Below are 15,317 nucleotides of genomic sequence, written 5' to 3' on the forward strand. Positions count from 1 at the left end.
AATATCTTGTTTTACATCGCTTTAAAACCCCTCTACCTTCTCTGGCCTGATTTTTGCTTTACTTTGATTATCTCGTTTTAATTGCCGGGTTACTTGGAGGCACAATGGGCTTGGACCTGCTTTCCCTTGGATCGCAAGGCGTACTGACTGCGCAGCGACAGCTGAATACAACAGGTCACAATATCTCTAACGTGAATACGGAGGGGTATAGCCGTCAATCCGTTGAGCAACAAACCAATGATCCGCAATTTTGGGGTGGCAACAATTACGGTACCGGTGTTCACGCTGCTGCGGTACGCCGTAACTATGATAAGTTCGCGGTTAATGAACTGAATGTGGCGACCTCGAACTTGTCTCACGCCGCCGCGCGCAACGATCAACTCGGTCGACTCGACGATATGATGGCGCATTCAGCCAAAAAAATTCCTGAAAACATGAATGAATTCTATGGCGCGGTTAAAGGGTTAACTGACAGCCCCAGTGATATGGGGGCGCGAAAAGTCGTGCTCGAAAAAGCGCGAATGGTCGCTGCCGGTATGAACGACGTCTATGGCGTGTTACAGCAGCAATCAATTGATACCTCGTCACAAATTGATGCCACGGTAAAGCGAATGAACGACATCGGCCAAGAGCTGGTGGATGTGCACAAAGCAATACTTAAAACCCCCGCCGAAGCTAATGATCTATTGGACCGTCATGACAAATTGATCCGAGAGCTGTCTGAGTACACCCAGGTAAGCGTGAATGCACGCGAAGATGGTCTTTTCAATGTCATCATTGGCAGTGGCCATATGCTGGTATCCGGGATGAATAGCAGTGAGTTAACTACCTTGCCGGGTGAGCCGGATCATCAAGAGCGCCGTTTAGCCCTCGTTGAAGGTAAGAGTGTGAAAGCCATTTCGAATAGCGATATTCGCGGTAAACTTGGTGCATTATTTGAGTACCGTGATGACACACTCAGCCAAGCGCGTGACGAGTTAGGCCGAATGTCGATTGGGTTTTCTCAGGCGTTGAATGATTTGCAGGGACAAGGCTTCGATCTTAATGGTGAAGTGGGCAAAAATATCTTTACCGATTTTAACAGTGATCGCATCGCCCGTTCTCGCGTGGTTCAAAACGGTGACTCCACCGCGGACCTTAAAGTTTATATCGATGATTTGCAAAAGCTTAAACCGGGTGACTATCAACTTAAGTTCGATGGCACACAATATACGCTGACCGCCCCAGACGGCAAACAAGCCGCCGTTACCCCTAGTGGTACGCCTCCCAGCTTCAATGTGGACGGAATGCGTGTTCAAATTGATGCAGGATTGGCGGCCAATGAGCGAGTACTAATTCGCCCGGCACGGTCAGCGGCAGGGCAAATGCGGGTGGCGATGGAAGATCCTGCTGATATTGCCGCACAAAGCTATATTAGTGGTAGCTCGGTGAGTAAAGGTGAGGGCGACGTCCGTGTACTGCAAAGTGGCGGACAAAAAGAATTTCAAGTTCGAATCTCACCGGATGGCAGCCAATTTGCGGTGACAGACACCAAAGGTCAAATCTTGGTTGCGCCTCAAGCTTATCCACCTGGTGGGCCGATAGACGTGAATGGGACCGTGATTGATCTTAATGATAAAGCGGTGCCTGACGATGTCTTGGCCGTAAGCTTGATCCCGGCGGATGGCGACAACAGTAACTTAATTCGCATGCAAGAGTTGCAAACGCAAAAGTTGATGGATAATGGCCGCTCCACCGTGCTTGATGTCTATGAAGGGCTGAGTACCGATTTAGGGGTGCAAAAAGCGTCGTATGAGCGTTTGCAGGATGTGAGTATGGTTGAACATGATGCGGCAGAAGGACGTGTCGCCCAAGTGTCTGGGGTTAACCTTGATGAAGAGGCGGCGAATATGATGAAGTTTCAACGCGCTTATATGGCGGCGTCACGCATCATGACTGCGGCCAATGAAACCTTTGATTCTCTGCTCAATGCAACGCGATAAGGGTCGATCAGTATGATTAGTCGTATTGCTAGTTTTCATAATTACCAATCTGTCTCCAACGACATTATGCGCCAAAATGTGAAGGTGCAAGATAATCAGGAGCAAATGGCGACCGGAAAACGTGTGATCACATCCGGCGATGATCCCGTCTCATCAATCTATATTCAGAACTTTCGCCAGCAAGATGAGCAGATTGATCAGTTTATTGATTCGATCACCTTGGCGAGAAATCGTCAAACACGTGAAGAGATCGCTATTGATGAATCAGAGCAAATCATGGATGGCGCCAAGCGTAAAGTGATGGCGATGATTAATGGTTCGTTATCGGTGGAAGACCGCACTGCGCACCGCCAAGATCTGCAAGGAATGTTTGATAACTTTATGGACTTGGTGAACACCAAGGACGAGTCAGGCAACTTCTTGTTCTCCGGCACCCAAACCAGTACCCAGCCTTTTTATCGTGATACCCAAGGCAATGTCCGTTATGCCGGCGACAGTTACTTTCGTACGGCTCAAGTAGCGCCTGCAGTAGAAGTGCCGACCTCCGATCCCGGCGATAAGATGTTTATGGAAATTGATAACCCTTTTGGCGATTACCAACCGGAATATGATCTTGAAGACGGATCACTGCTTTTACTGGCGAAAGCAGAAAATAGCAATGATGCCGATACGGCGAACTATTCGGTGTCGTTTGATGTTAATGCTAGCGGCGATACCACGTACTCTCTGATGCAAGATGGCACCGAAGTCAGTGCTGGCCTTTACGATCCGCAAACCGGCATTGAGTGGAACACGCTCAAAATGACCTTTGAAGGCGAGATGGGGCCGGGTGATACTATCAACTTAGAAAGACAAGATAGCTTCAATATCTTCGATGCGTTTAAAAATGGTGCGGCTTTATCGTATGCGGATATCGATGATGCCTCGGCAACGGCAGAGCTCCATCAAGTCACTGAGCAGTTTTCAGCCGCCTTTAAACACTTGAACAAAGCACGCTCAGAAGTGGGAACGCGGTTGACCACGCTCGATCGACAAGAAAGCATGCATAAAGATTTTAAATTAGTGTTGAATCGCTCTTTGGGTACCATGGAAGATTTAGATTATACCCAAGCCGCCATTGATATGAACGAAGATATGCTGGCACTGCAAGCGTCCCAGCAGGCCTTTGCTAAGACTAAAGATCTTTCGTTGTTTAATTATATCTAACCCAAGGTTGAAGCCTTAGATTACCGCAAGGTACCAGGGGTGAATAAAAAACGGGGCCGTCTCAGCAGCCCCGTTTTTATTGGTAGAGGGTAATTCCCCCCTTTTTACCGACCGAGATCGTCAACCATACGGCGTGCTATCGCATCAAGCAGTGGCTGTTTGTCTTTGATCATTGGCGGATAACTAAACGCATACTCTGCGTAGCCTGGCATCGACTCTGGCGTTTGTATATCGCTCTCTTTATGGCCGGCAAAAAACACATAGCAAGGTGTGCCGACGGCAACCGTCAGCCGATGCACCGCTGTCCCCGCAGTAAATACCCCCGAGAGCTGTTTGATCGCATGCGCGGTCCCCATAAAATCATTTTTAAGATCCAATCCGGGCAGTGACACGATCTCAACGCCCGTTTGTTTTTTGATTTTACTCAGCTCTTTTTCACACTCACCATATTGTAAATTGACAAATTGGGCGCTAGGACAAAGCTGGCGAACGGCTTTTATCCAGCCTGCTAATTCTTCAGCCACCAAGTAGTGAATGTTACGGGTGGCAGCCGCAAGACCACTGCGCCAGCATAGCCCAAACACAGGCCCTTTCTGATGCAATTTAGCTAACGGTGCTATCCAAGACGCATGGGGTGCGACATCAGGAACAATATAGGTTTGCTGATAAAGATGACGGTCAAAGTGGTGATAGCACAACCCTGCCAGTGATCCACCGGCCACCCAACTATCAATGTCAGCGAGAACATGCTCAGGGACGAAAATATCTTTTCCATCTTTGCGAGAAATCGGCACAATTTCTGTACTTGGAAATGCTTGACTCAGTAAGGGCTCTAGACGCGGATCGCAGCCAACGTACACTTTTCGAGCACGCTCAACCACCATTGCCACGTTATGAAAATAGGCGAGTTCATCCCCGACACCTTGCTCAGGCATAATGAGTACGGCATCGGTTTGTGGTCGCGACAAATCCCAACGGGGTAAATCACCGTGGTATTTGAGTCGACGGCCGCAATCAAGTCCTGCTTCATTCGCCGAGTAAAACTTATCCCACGCCATTTGGGTACGATAGACAAAGGCAAGGTTAAACCGCAGCGCATGATCATCGGGTTGCGCCGCTAATAACGTTTCTAGGCGATGTTGGGCTTGATCGATATTTCCCATATACCAATCGAGTTCGCCTAATTGTGCATTTAAGGTATTCGCTTGTTTATCGCTGACATGAACGAGAGCCTTCTCGTGGATCTGGTAGCAATCGGTCAATTTATCTTGCGTAAACTGATGATGCTGCTTGAGTCGCTCGAAGGTAGCACGGGCATAGGCATAGTGTAATTCTCCGCGCTCGGGGTCATCACGCAAACATTGCTTGGCCAGTTTACTCGCTTCCAACCAATTGGCTTCCTTGAGATACACCACCAACAGTTGGTGCAAAAAGGCTGGATCTTGAGTTTGCTTATGGGCTTGCAAGCAGCGTTGGCGAGCGCTTGTATACGTACCGAGCCCTGACTCTGCTCTTACCAAAAGCAGTTGCCACACTTGATGAGATTGCGCCTTGTCATTACCGCGTAATAAGAGCTGCTGGGCCTTACCGTATTCTTGTTCATCAAGCGCATGCTGAGCCAACGCCATCAATGCAGGAGGGTAGTCGGGCTCAAGCGTTAGTATCGTTTGATAAAGTTGTTCGCTTTGTGCCGTGTGGCCATCCTTCATCAAATTAGCGGCCAACGCCATGGTTTTGTTGATTTCCTCAGCCAGACCTTGATTTTTAATTTGATGCAATTCATCACGCAAAGCATGTGTACGACGGCTCTCACCTTGCAAGCCAAGTTTTGCGGTTAACTGTTCACGTAAACTAAGGATATCTTGGTTGGTGGGAGCGGCGGCAAACAAAGCGTCGACAATGTCTAAGGCCGCTTTGTTGTGGCCTTGCTGAGTGAGCAGTTGCGCTTTGTCGAACAACAGAGAACGATCATCAGGCGCGAGCGTAAGGGCATGTTCAAGATGTGTCATCGCTTGGCGATATTGCCCTTGTTCCGCATCTAATACGGCGAGAACCTGCCGCACGGGAACGGTATCTGGCGCATGGCTCAGTATCTGTTCAAAAACTTGCCGTGCATCGACTTTATTGCCGTCTTGATAGAGGCGAATACCGAGCTGGAACGCGTCATCCAGCGTCATATTCGTTTGACCGTCGTTTTCTTGCGTCATCAGTGACTTCGTCCTGTTATTTATGATTGCCTCGACTTAGTGTCAAGACGCTGGTGGGATGATGAGTGTTATCTATCTGCAAAAAATATTTGCAAAAAATATGCCTTCTAGCTCAGTCGTTACCGGAGTTGGCCGCTTATTTGCAAGCGTACATCGACAAGCGATAGACCGGTCATGCCGGCAACCGAAGGCGAGGCGTTGCCGCTATATTGCCGCTGGTACAGAAAATCGGCAGATTCCGCTGTCATTATTGCGCTCTATTATACAACAAAAATCTAGTAATATACTGATTTAGATAGATTTTAAAAAGTTGGCATATATATTGTATTTAATCAACCAAGCGGCCAGTTTTTGAACGGGCTGAGACTAAAACTGATTAACAAGCTGTTCCCGCAGCACCGCCATTACACAGTGCAACACGTCGCGGGTAGGCTGTTTCGCAAAGCAAGCGAAAGWCAAAGGAGAGCAAAATGGGTGTAACAGTTAACACCAACGTGTCTGCGATGACTGCGCAGCGTTACCTGAATAAAGCGACCGATGAGTTGAACAATTCAATGGAACGTCTGTCGTCAGGTAGCCGAATCAACAGTGCTAAAGACGACGCGGCGGGTTTGCAGATATCTAACCGATTAGTGGCCCAAACTCGAGGGCTTGATGTGGCAATGCGGAACGCCAATGATGGTATCTCGATTGCCCAGACTGCCGAAGGGGCTATGCAAGAGTCTACCAATATTTTGCAGCGTATGCGGGACCTTTCCTTGCAATCTGCTAACGGTGCTAATGGTAAATCTGAACGTGTGGCTATCCAAGAAGAGGTCGAGGCACTGAAAGATGAGCTGAACCGAATTGCAGAAACGACAGCCTTTGGTGGACGTCGATTACTGAATGGTTCGTTTGGTGAAGCCTCGTTCCAAATTGGTGCGGATGCCGGTGAAGCGATCATTATGGGACTCTCGAGCATTCGTGCAGATGATTTCCGCATGGGTGGCGTAGAATTTGTCGGCAGTCAACCCAAATCAGCTGGCTGGGAAGTGGATGGTGCAGCCTCGACATTACAGCTGCAATTTACCACGAAAGAGGGTGAAAACGTCAGCTTAAGTATCGGCGCGAAAGCAGGCGATGATGTGGAAGAGCTGGCAAGCTATATCAACGGTCAGTCAGATGAAATGCTCACCGCCTCCGTTGACGAAGAAGGACAGCTGCAAATCTTTATTGAAGAGAATAAAGTCGCAGGCGCGGTCAATTTTAGTGGTGGACTCGCCGCCTCTCTGGGAATGGTTTCGGGTAATGGTGACTTAGTGACAGCGGCAGACCTCGATGTGTCCGATGTCGGTGGTGCTCAAATGGCCGTTGGCGTTGTCGATGCGGCGATGCGTTATATCGACAGTCAGCGGGCGGATTTGGGTGCGAAGCAAAATCGACTCAGCCACACCATTAGCAACTTGTCGAATATCCAGGAAAATGTGTCGGCTTCAAACAGTCGTATTCGAGACACAGACTTTGCGCGTGAAACGACGGCAATGACCAAAGGTCAAATCCTACAGCAGGCGGGTACCTCGATGCTGGCTCAGGCCAAACAGATGCCACAAGCAGCATTGAACCTTCTGCAATAACCTCTCGTTTTTACAGGTAAAAAAAAGCGGCAAGCGGTTGCCGCTTTTTTTATGCCAATTTTTATCAAAATCCCACTAAAGATATCTCTCCTTTGGGCGTTAACCTTCATAGCGCCATACGGCATCGGTATTAATACCGACACGCACAACAAAAAAGCTAAAGCTTTCTCAACGTGCGCCGCTACATGGGTTGTGAACAATTTTACACTGGTTTTCCCTGGTCAGCTGGGCGAAGCCGGACCTAGAACCTAAGGAGAATAGTTATGGCTATTACTGTTAACACTAACGTCCCTGCGATGACAGCTCAGCGATTTTTGAATAATTCGACCGATGCGCTGAACAACTCAATGGAGCGTTTGTCATCCGGCTCTCGTATCAACAGTGCCAAAGATGATGCGGCAGGTCTTCAGATTTCTAACCGCTTGATGGCACAAAGCAGTGGCTTGGGTGTGGCTGTTCGAAATGCCAATGACGGTATCTCAATGGCGCAAACCGCTGAAGGGGCGATGGAAGAGTCAAGCAACATCTTGCAACGTATGCGTGACTTGTCACTGCAATCCGCTAACGGTGCTAACGGTGACTCTGAACGTAGCGCAATTCAAGAAGAAGTGGTCGCGCTGAAAGACGAGCTAAACCGTATCGCAGAAACCACCTCGTTCGGTGGTGCCAAGCTCCTCAACGGCACATTTGGTACGCGTTCATTCCAAGTGGGTGCTGATGCTGGTGAAGCGGTGATGATGGAGTTCAAAAACATCCGCGCTGACCACAGTGAAATGGGTGGCGCTAGCTTTACGGCTGCGAATGGTAAGTCAGCAGGGTGGACAGCTACTGCCGGTGCAACCATGGCAATCAATATCACCAATGCGGATGGCACCTCAACGTCGATCAATGTAACGGCGAAAGGCGGTGATGACATTGAAGAAATCGCGACCTACATTAATGGTCAGGCTGACGATAAACTCAGTGCATCGGTGACGGAAGACGGTGAGCTGCAAATTGTCACTGGGGCAGGTTCGGATGCAACCTTCTCAGGGGCACTGGCTACGTCGCTCTCCATGGGAACCAAAGTGGATGAAACCATCAAAGATGTGGATGTTTCGTCTATGGGTGGCGCACAAAAAGCGGTCGGTATGATCGATAATGCGATGCAATTTATCGACTCTCACCGTGCTGAATTGGGTGCGAAGCAAAACCGTTTGAGCCATACAATTGCGAACTTGGATAACGTCAATGAAAACGTATCGGCCTCGAACAGCCGAATCCGTGATGTTGATTTCGCGAAAGAAACAACGAACTTGACCAAATCGCAAATTCTGCAGCAGTCTGGTACCTCGATTTTGGCGCAAGCCAAGCAGGCGCCACAAGCGGCACTGAGCTTGCTCGGTTAACCATTCACGAGCGGCGGCCTAATCGCCGCCGCTACGTTTTTGGAGGTGAATAGCAATGGACATTTCATCCGTTTCCAATTCATCCCTGCTGCACTCAAAACCCTCTGATGGCACAAAGATTGCAAAAGATGTAAGAGTTGGAAAAACGCAGTCTGATCCGGTGAATCAGCATCAGCAAGCTGAACGCCGAGAAGCGCGAGAATCAATGCAGCAACGGCGTGTTGAACAGTCGCAGCGCATTGAAGAAAACCGTCAGCTACAACGACAACAGCTTGAAAAGCTGGTCGCCCGGCTAGATGAGTTTATGTCTGACTTTAACAAAGGGCTCGCATTCCGACTGGATGAAGACACAGGACGTAGCATTGTCACCGTGTATGAAATGAACAGTGGCGATATCATCCGTCAAATTCCAGAAAAAGAAATGTTAGAGCTTGCTAAGCAATTGTCGCAACACGCGCGAGGGCTGGTCACAGAGAAGGTGTAACGAGGTGAGAGAGTCGTTATGAGTGTAAAAGCAGCAGGCATGGGCGGTGGCATGGATATTAATGCCATGGTCACTAAAATCGTGGATGCTGAACGTGCACCCAAGCAAGAGCGGATTATCAAACGCACTAATGACGTTGAAACCGACATTAGTGCGTTTGGTCGCTTAAAAGATTCTCTCGCGACACTTAAAACCCAGATGTATGATTTTCGTCGTAACGAAGGTTTTTCGGCGAGAACCACATCGGTGAGCAACCCCGACGCGCTCGGTGCTACGGCAACACCGGACGCCATCCCTGGACGTTATCAGGTTGATGTACAGCAACTTGCGGGGGCTCATAAGCTTGTCTCGCCAGGCGTCGATCCTGATGCCTCGTTGGGTACGGGTAAACTTACGATCACCATGGGTAATCGCACCAGTGTGATCGATGTGCCGCAAGGCAAAGACAGCTTGGCTGACGTTGTGCGGGCGATTAACAACGATCCTAAAAACCCCGGGATCCAGGCGTCGCTTATCCAAGACGATAGTGGCACACGTATGGTGCTAAACGGTAATAAAACCGGGGAAACGAATCGGATCGAAGTGAATGTTGATGCTCAGATAGGCAGTGCACTCCACCAGTTAGGCTTTCAAGCTGGACAAGCTAATAATGGCATGACGCAAATGCAGGCAGCACAAGATGCCAAGATACTGATTGATGGTATCGCCTCGGTGTCCAGTACAACCAATACATTTGATAATGCTATCGAGGGTGTCTCGTTAGAAGTTGACCAAACCAGTGATAAGCCACTTTCACTGGCGGTAGAGCATGACCGAGAATCGGTACGATCAACGATTACGTCTTTTGTTGATAACTACAATGCGTTCTTCCGTGTCTCTCAAGCCGTTAGCCAATATGATCCCGAAACGCAACAAGGCGGTCCGTTGGCGGGTGAAAGTGTGATACGTACGGCGACCAGTCGGTTACGTAACTTATTTTCATCCCCGATAGAGAAAGCGCCTGAAGGGATGAAAACATTGAGTGAACTTGGGGTGACGACCACCATGGATGGCCGTTTAGAAATCGACAATAAAGTGTTAGACCGCCAGCTGCGTCAAAACTTTAACGCTTTAGAAGGTTTTTTCGGTGGCAATGATGGCTTTGCGCGTCAATTAGAGCAGGTGATCAATGGGTTCACCGGCGCGGGTGGGGCGATCAGTAACCGTGAAAGCACGCTTTCAGAGCAAAAGCTGAGATTACGTGATGATCAGCGTGAGTTAGATAGACGCATGGAAAGCTTAGAGTCACGAACCATGCAGCGCTTTTCTGCGATGGAAGAAGCAACGAGTCAAATGCGTTCTCAATTGCAAGCAATGCAAAACATCATGCCAGGTTAGCCATGACAGAGATTGCGGATTGGCTCGTCACGTTAGAGGTAATGGATGCAGACATTGCTCAGCACTTAACCTTAAGTGACATTGATCCAGAAAAGCTGGCTCAACAATTGCATGATAGAAAAACGCTGCTCGATAAGATTGCAGCGTCAACACAGGCGCCGAGTCATCCACAATGGTCCGAGGCGTTGGCAAGAACAAAAACGCTCATTGATACGCTCGAAGAGCACAAAGCAGAATCTGCCAAGCGCTTGTTACAGCAGCGCAAGGGGAAGCAGTCTGTGCAGCTGTATAAGAAATTTCAATAGGTGAGGAAGACTATGAGAGGCTCACTACAGGCCTATAAGAAGGTCTCGGTTGACAGTCAGTTAAGCGCCGCGTCGCCTCATAAGGTTATCCAGATGCTGATGGCCGGGGCTATTGAGCGTTTAATTCAAGGCAAGGCGGCGATGGCACAAGGCGATTTATCCGTCAAAGGTGAGCGCCTAGGTAAGGCATTGGATATTATTATCAATCTACGGGCTTGTTTATCTATGGATGAGGGCGGTGATATCGCGGATAATTTGGATGCCATTTATGACTTTATGATTCGACAAGTCAGTGCCGCCAACTTAGACAATACGCCAGAACCCATTGACGATGTGATTGAACTATTGCGAGAGATAAAATCAGCTTGGGACCAGATTCCCTCTGAATACCATAATATGACTCAAGCGACCAGTTAAACCGCCTACCAAAAGACGGACATGGCACTGGAGTCACAGGTTTACTGTGTCTCCGGTTGCCTTATGCGCGTTCTCTATTACAATGTCTTGATTAAAATTGAGATTGTTGTTGCTTACGAGCGGCACAATAATAATAAGTTATCAGGGCAGACGTATCTCACACATGCAAGATTTAGCAAAGATCCTTGTTATCGATGACGATGACCAGTTTCGTCACGATCTCGGCGTGATACTCGATTTTATCGGCGAGCGTTACGCGCTTCACTCGACCACAGATGTCAGTGATGCACTCTGGGAGCAAAACTGGGGCGCATGTTTTCTTGGTCACGTCCGCTCGACATCGCTGTTAGAGAAAGTGCTTGACCAACTTGCAACCTATCACCATGTTCCAGTGATTGCGATTCGACGTCATGATCGTGAACTTTCCGGGTTGCCTAATTATGTCGGCGAACTGGGCTTACCGTTAAATTACCCACAATTGTTTGACGCCTTACACCATTGCCGTGAGTTTGCTGGAAAACAAGCGTTTAGTATTCCACAACTCGCAGGTGACAATACCGCCTTTCATAATATGGTTGGCAAGAGCGATGTGATTGAACAGGTTCGTCATTTAATTGATCAGGTTGCTTCAACCGAGGCAAGTGTGTTGATTCTAGGTGAGTCTGGCACCGGTAAAGAAGTGGTTGCACGCCATATTCATCATTCATCCTCACGCGCGACCGGTCCTTTTGTGCCGGTGAACTGTGGTGCGATTCCCGGAGAGCTCCTCGAAAGTGAACTCTTTGGCCATGAAAAAGGGGCTTTTACCGGCGCAATTTCAGCACGCAAAGGACGTTTTGAACTTGCGGAGGGTGGAACGCTCTTTTTGGATGAAATCGGCGATATGCCGATGCCAATGCAAGTGAAGTTGTTACGCGTCCTTCAAGAGCGTACGTTTGAGCGAGTGGGAGGAAATAAAAGTATTCGCGCCAATGTTAGAGTGGTTGCTGCCACTCACCGCACACTGGAAACGATGATCCAAGAAGGCGAATTTCGCGAAGATCTCTATTACCGACTCAACGTATTCCCGATTGAGATGCCTGCATTGCGAGATCGTATTGACGATATTCCCTTGCTTATCCACGAACTGATGTCTCGTCTAGATGGTGAAGGAAATGGACGTATTCATATTTCACCGCGAGCGATTAATTCGCTAATGGAACATCAGTGGCCAGGGAACGTGCGTGAATTGGCCAACCTTATCGAACGCTTGGTGATTTTATATCCGGGGCAAATGGTGGATGTAAATCACCTTCCCGCGAAATATCGCTACAGTGATATTCCTGAATTTCAGCCAGAAGCGTATTCGGTAGAAGACACCGAAATGGCAGAGCGAGAGGCACTCACTGCGATGTTTTGTGAGCCAGATATTCCCGCGTTTGACGATGAGATGCCAGGCTTTTCTGACAGTCCAGGTTTTACTAGTTTGCCTCCCGAGGGCGTTAATCTTAAAGAGACCCTGGCTGAGGTAGAAGTTGATCTGATCAAGCAGGCACTTGAGGCGCAGTCAGGCGTCGTCGCCAGAGCCGCGGACATGTTGAGTATGCGGCGAACCACCTTGGTGGAAAAAATGCGTAAGTACGGACTCAACAAAGAAGAGTTAATATAAATCGGTAATGTGTCAAAAAGCGGAGTCAAAAAAATGACTTCGCTTTTTTGTCTTCAACAAGCTGATATTATTGACTATTTTTATGGCATAATCCCTGCTTAAATGAGTAAAACCTTGATTGAAATGTGTATTGCTTAAATGGAAACCCAATCGTCGCCACTTGGATCAGTGGATCAACAAGTTACTCGATATAAGCAAGTTCTGGATGTTATGCCTGCGGGGGTTATCTTGCTGGACGCCAATGGACGTGTTGCTGAAGCCAATCCAGAGGCGCATCGACTACTGGGTGAGCCATTGACTCAGCAGCGTTGGTTTGAGGTGATACAACGGGCTTTTTCCCCACGTGACGATGATGGGCACGAGGTATCACTAAAAGATGGTCGGCGAGTAAAGCTGGCCATCTCAGCGTCCGATTCGGGGCAGCTCATTTTAATTACCGATATGACCGAAACCCGTTTATTGCAATCGCGTGTCAGTGATCTACAACGCTTATCATCGTTAGGTAAAATGGTGGCATCATTAGCGCATCAGGTGCGTACGCCACTATCGAGTGCCATTTTGTATGCGTCCAACCTAGGTGCCCCAAACCTGAATAATGCGACCAGGCAGCGTTTTCAATTCAAGTTGTTAGACCGTTTGCATGATCTGGAAAAGCAAGTCAATGACATGTTGCTATTTGCCAAAGGCGGCGACAATAACGTGGTCAAGGTATTCAGTGTCGAACAGCTATTTAATGAATTTGAGCCCATGGTGGATGCGGTCGTTCAAGGACATGATGTTGATTTTGCAATTAACAGTGACGACGAAAGTGTAAAGGTGTTGGGCAACCCCAATGCGTTAGCCAGTGCCTTAAGTAATCTTGTGATTAATGCTGTCCAGGTGGCGGGCAAAGGCTGCCAAGTCGTTGTCGATTCACGGCTGCAGGGCGATAACCTTTTACTTTCGGTGGCGGATAACGGGCCAGGCATCGCGCCGGAGTTACATGCCAAAGTCCTTGAGCCTTTTTTTACCACGCGACAACAGGGGACAGGTCTTGGCCTCGCCGTTGTGCAAATGGTGTGTCATGCCCATGATGGCAAGCTCACCTTACAATCTGAGCCTGAAAAAGGGGCCTGTTTTACATTGTGTTTGCCGCTTGCCAAAGGGGCGGTGGCAGATCATGGTGAGAGCGTAGGAGAAACACAATGAGCCAAACAACCGTGCTAATCGTGGAAGATGATGAAGGGTTGCGCGAAGCGCTTGTCGATACATTGGCGCTGGCAGGGTATCACTGGCGAGAAGCGGACAGTGCCGAGCAAGCCTTAGTGACCCTGAAATCAGAGGCCATTGATATTGTCGTCTCTGACGTGCAAATGGCAGGAATGGATGGCCTTGCACTTTTGCGCTCGATTAAAACACACATGCCGAATTTACCGGTTTTGCTAATGACGGCCTATGCCAACATCGAAGATGCCGTGGCGGCGATGAAAGAGGGCGCGATCGATTACATGGCTAAACCGTTTGCCCCCGAAGTGCTGTTAAATATGGTGAGCCGCTATGCCCCTGTCAAAACCGATGACTCCGATGCGATTGCTGAAGATCCAAAAAGCGTCGCCTTACTGGCGTTGGCAGACAAAGTAGCAAATACCGATGCGAATGTGATGATCTTAGGGCCTTCAGGCTCAGGAAAAGAAGTCATGGCGCGCTATATTCACGATCATTCAGCACGTGCCAGTGCCGCTTTTGTCGCCATTAACTGTGCCGCGATTCCAGAAAACATGTTAGAAGCCACGTTATTTGGCTACGAAAAAGGGGCCTTTACTGGCGCGGTTCAGGCTTGCCCGGGCAAGTTTGAACAGGCACAAGGCGGAACCATTTTACTGGATGAAATCAGTGAGATGGAGCTTGGGTTGCAAGCGAAATTACTACGCGTGTTGCAAGAGCGTGAGGTTGAGCGTTTAGGTGGACGAAAAAGTATCCAGCTTGATTTGCGGGTGCTTGCCACCAGTAACCGCGACTTAAAAGAATACGTAGCGCAAGGCCACTTTCGAGAAGATCTTTACTATCGCTTGAATGTCTTTCCCATCACTTGGCCGGCGCTCAGTGATCGGCTCGGCGATATTATTCCACTGGCGCATTATTTACTGTCACGCCACTGCCAAAAACAAGGCTTACCTTGCCCAAGTTTGCATCCAGATGCCGAACAGAAACTGCTCGCGTACCCGTGGCCTGGTAATGTCAGAGAGCTCGATAACGTTATGCAACGCGCATTAATCTTGGCCACGCAGTCGCACATTCAAGCCTCTGATATTCTACTGGAGGGGCAAGATTGGCAAGATGCGTCTAGCTTACAAAATCAAGTAATGAATACGCGCTTTAACCACCAAGCACAAGCGCCGGCTTCTCCTCCAACGGCCACTGAGCATGTTGAGCAGCCCCCCAATGGCGTAGGATTGGGCAATGAGTTACGCGATCAGGAATTTTCTATTATTTTAGAAACGATCCGCGCTTGTGAAGGACGCCGCAAAGATGTTGCAGAACGCCTTGGGATTAGCCCGAGAACCTTACGCTACAAATTAGCCAAAATGCGTGATGCTGGCATCGATATTCCCCAATAATCGCGCGGTGTTGCGGCTTTTTGCTAAAGTGGTCTCAAAGTTGCAAACACACAGATATCTGATAGAAATCTGACTCATTTGACAAAAAATTGA

12 protein-coding genes are annotated in these 15,317 nt (G+C 48.7%); 11 read left to right on the plus strand and 1 reads right to left on the minus strand.

From position 1 onward, the window contains the following. Positions 1 to 104: 104 nt before the first annotated feature. Together flgK and flgL are read left to right on the plus strand one after the other, a co-directional pair. A complete protein-coding gene (gene flgK, locus BZG76_RS04385) occupies positions 105 to 1,982 on the plus strand; it encodes a flagellar hook-associated protein FlgK (protein ID WP_025744206.1) in 1,878 nt (625 codons plus the stop codon). Between the two features lie 12 nt (positions 1,983 to 1,994). Beyond that, on the plus strand, positions 1,995 to 3,188 hold the full coding sequence (gene flgL, locus BZG76_RS04390; RefSeq protein WP_077460298.1) for a flagellar hook-associated protein FlgL: 1,194 nt from the start codon (positions 1,995 to 1,997) through the stop codon (positions 3,186 to 3,188). 104 nt (positions 3,189 to 3,292) lie between these two features. On the opposite strand, the gene BZG76_RS04395 is transcribed toward flgL, so the two are convergent. Then, positions 3,293 to 5,395 (minus strand): tetratricopeptide repeat protein, encoded by a 2,103-nt coding sequence (locus BZG76_RS04395; protein WP_077460299.1) that lies wholly within the window; start codon positions 5,393 to 5,395, stop codon positions 3,293 to 3,295. 470 nt (positions 5,396 to 5,865) lie between these two features. Between BZG76_RS04395 and BZG76_RS04400 the strand changes: the two genes are divergently transcribed. From BZG76_RS04400 to BZG76_RS04445, 9 genes are all read left to right on the plus strand, one after another. Then, on the plus strand, positions 5,866 to 7,008 hold the full coding sequence (locus tag BZG76_RS04400) for a flagellin (RefSeq protein WP_077460300.1): 1,143 nt from the start codon (positions 5,866 to 5,868) through the stop codon (positions 7,006 to 7,008). A 263-nt stretch (positions 7,009 to 7,271) separates the two neighbouring features. Next, a complete protein-coding gene (locus BZG76_RS04410; protein ID WP_077460301.1) occupies positions 7,272 to 8,396 on the plus strand; it encodes a flagellin in 1,125 nt (374 codons plus the stop codon). Positions 8,397 to 8,451: 55 nt separating this feature from the next. Beyond that, the gene (locus BZG76_RS04415; RefSeq protein WP_021023049.1) at positions 8,452 to 8,880 is read left to right on the plus strand and encodes a flagellar protein FlaG; all 429 of its coding nucleotides are present in this window, start codon (positions 8,452 to 8,454) and stop codon (positions 8,878 to 8,880) included. Positions 8,881 to 8,898: 18 nt separating this feature from the next. Beyond that, a complete protein-coding gene (gene fliD / locus BZG76_RS04420) occupies positions 8,899 to 10,257 on the plus strand; it encodes a flagellar filament capping protein FliD (RefSeq protein ID WP_077460302.1) in 1,359 nt (452 codons plus the stop codon). Between the two features lie 2 nt (positions 10,258 to 10,259). Continuing rightward, on the plus strand, positions 10,260 to 10,562 hold the full coding sequence (locus tag BZG76_RS04425) for a hypothetical protein (RefSeq protein ID WP_021023051.1): 303 nt from the start codon (positions 10,260 to 10,262) through the stop codon (positions 10,560 to 10,562). Between the two features lie 12 nt (positions 10,563 to 10,574). Continuing rightward, positions 10,575 to 10,979 carry a flagellar export chaperone FliS gene (gene fliS, locus BZG76_RS04430; protein ID WP_021023052.1) on the plus strand — a complete coding sequence of 135 codons (405 nt, stop codon included), beginning with the start codon at positions 10,575 to 10,577 and terminating at the stop codon, positions 10,977 to 10,979. A 163-nt stretch (positions 10,980 to 11,142) separates the two neighbouring features. Continuing rightward, positions 11,143 to 12,627, plus strand: a complete 1,485-nt coding sequence (locus tag BZG76_RS04435; RefSeq protein ID WP_077460303.1) for a sigma-54 dependent transcriptional regulator — start codon at positions 11,143 to 11,145, stop codon at positions 12,625 to 12,627. Between the two features lie 138 nt (positions 12,628 to 12,765). Further along, positions 12,766 to 13,815 carry a sensor histidine kinase gene (locus BZG76_RS04440; protein ID WP_021023054.1) on the plus strand — a complete coding sequence of 350 codons (1,050 nt, stop codon included), beginning with the start codon at positions 12,766 to 12,768 and terminating at the stop codon, positions 13,813 to 13,815. After that, positions 13,812 to 15,224, plus strand: a complete 1,413-nt coding sequence (locus BZG76_RS04445; protein WP_077460304.1) for a sigma-54-dependent transcriptional regulator — start codon at positions 13,812 to 13,814, stop codon at positions 15,222 to 15,224. Before BZG76_RS04440 ends, BZG76_RS04445 begins: the two co-directional genes overlap by 4 nt. The last annotated feature ends 93 nt before the right edge of the window (positions 15,225 to 15,317 follow it).

The sequence above is a fragment of the Salinivibrio sp. AR647 genome (genome assembly GCF_001995415.1).
In the GTDB taxonomy this organism is placed as follows: domain Bacteria; phylum Pseudomonadota; class Gammaproteobacteria; order Enterobacterales; family Vibrionaceae; genus Salinivibrio; species Salinivibrio costicola.

What these genes read in the sequence shown, in the direction of transcription:
- flgK (WP_025744206.1), top strand. Translation starts at nt 105, where the DNA reads ATGGGCTTGGACCTGCTTTCCCTTGGATCGCAAGGCGTACTGACTGCG.
- flgL (WP_077460298.1), top strand. Translation starts at nt 1,995, where the DNA reads ATGATTAGTCGTATTGCTAGTTTTCATAATTACCAATCTGTCTCCAAC.
- BZG76_RS04395 (WP_077460299.1), bottom strand. Translation starts at nt 5,395, where the DNA reads ATGACGCAAGAAAACGACGGTCAAACGAATATGACGCTGGATGACGCG.
- BZG76_RS04400 (WP_077460300.1), top strand. Translation starts at nt 5,866, where the DNA reads ATGGGTGTAACAGTTAACACCAACGTGTCTGCGATGACTGCGCAGCGT.
- BZG76_RS04410 (WP_077460301.1), top strand. Translation starts at nt 7,272, where the DNA reads ATGGCTATTACTGTTAACACTAACGTCCCTGCGATGACAGCTCAGCGA.
- BZG76_RS04415 (WP_021023049.1), top strand. Translation starts at nt 8,452, where the DNA reads ATGGACATTTCATCCGTTTCCAATTCATCCCTGCTGCACTCAAAACCC.
- fliD (WP_077460302.1), top strand. Translation starts at nt 8,899, where the DNA reads ATGAGTGTAAAAGCAGCAGGCATGGGCGGTGGCATGGATATTAATGCC.
- BZG76_RS04425 (WP_021023051.1), top strand. Translation starts at nt 10,260, where the DNA reads ATGACAGAGATTGCGGATTGGCTCGTCACGTTAGAGGTAATGGATGCA.
- fliS (WP_021023052.1), top strand. Translation starts at nt 10,575, where the DNA reads ATGAGAGGCTCACTACAGGCCTATAAGAAGGTCTCGGTTGACAGTCAG.
- BZG76_RS04435 (WP_077460303.1), top strand. Translation starts at nt 11,143, where the DNA reads ATGCAAGATTTAGCAAAGATCCTTGTTATCGATGACGATGACCAGTTT.
- BZG76_RS04440 (WP_021023054.1), top strand. Translation starts at nt 12,766, where the DNA reads ATGGAAACCCAATCGTCGCCACTTGGATCAGTGGATCAACAAGTTACT.
- BZG76_RS04445 (WP_077460304.1), top strand. Translation starts at nt 13,812, where the DNA reads ATGAGCCAAACAACCGTGCTAATCGTGGAAGATGATGAAGGGTTGCGC.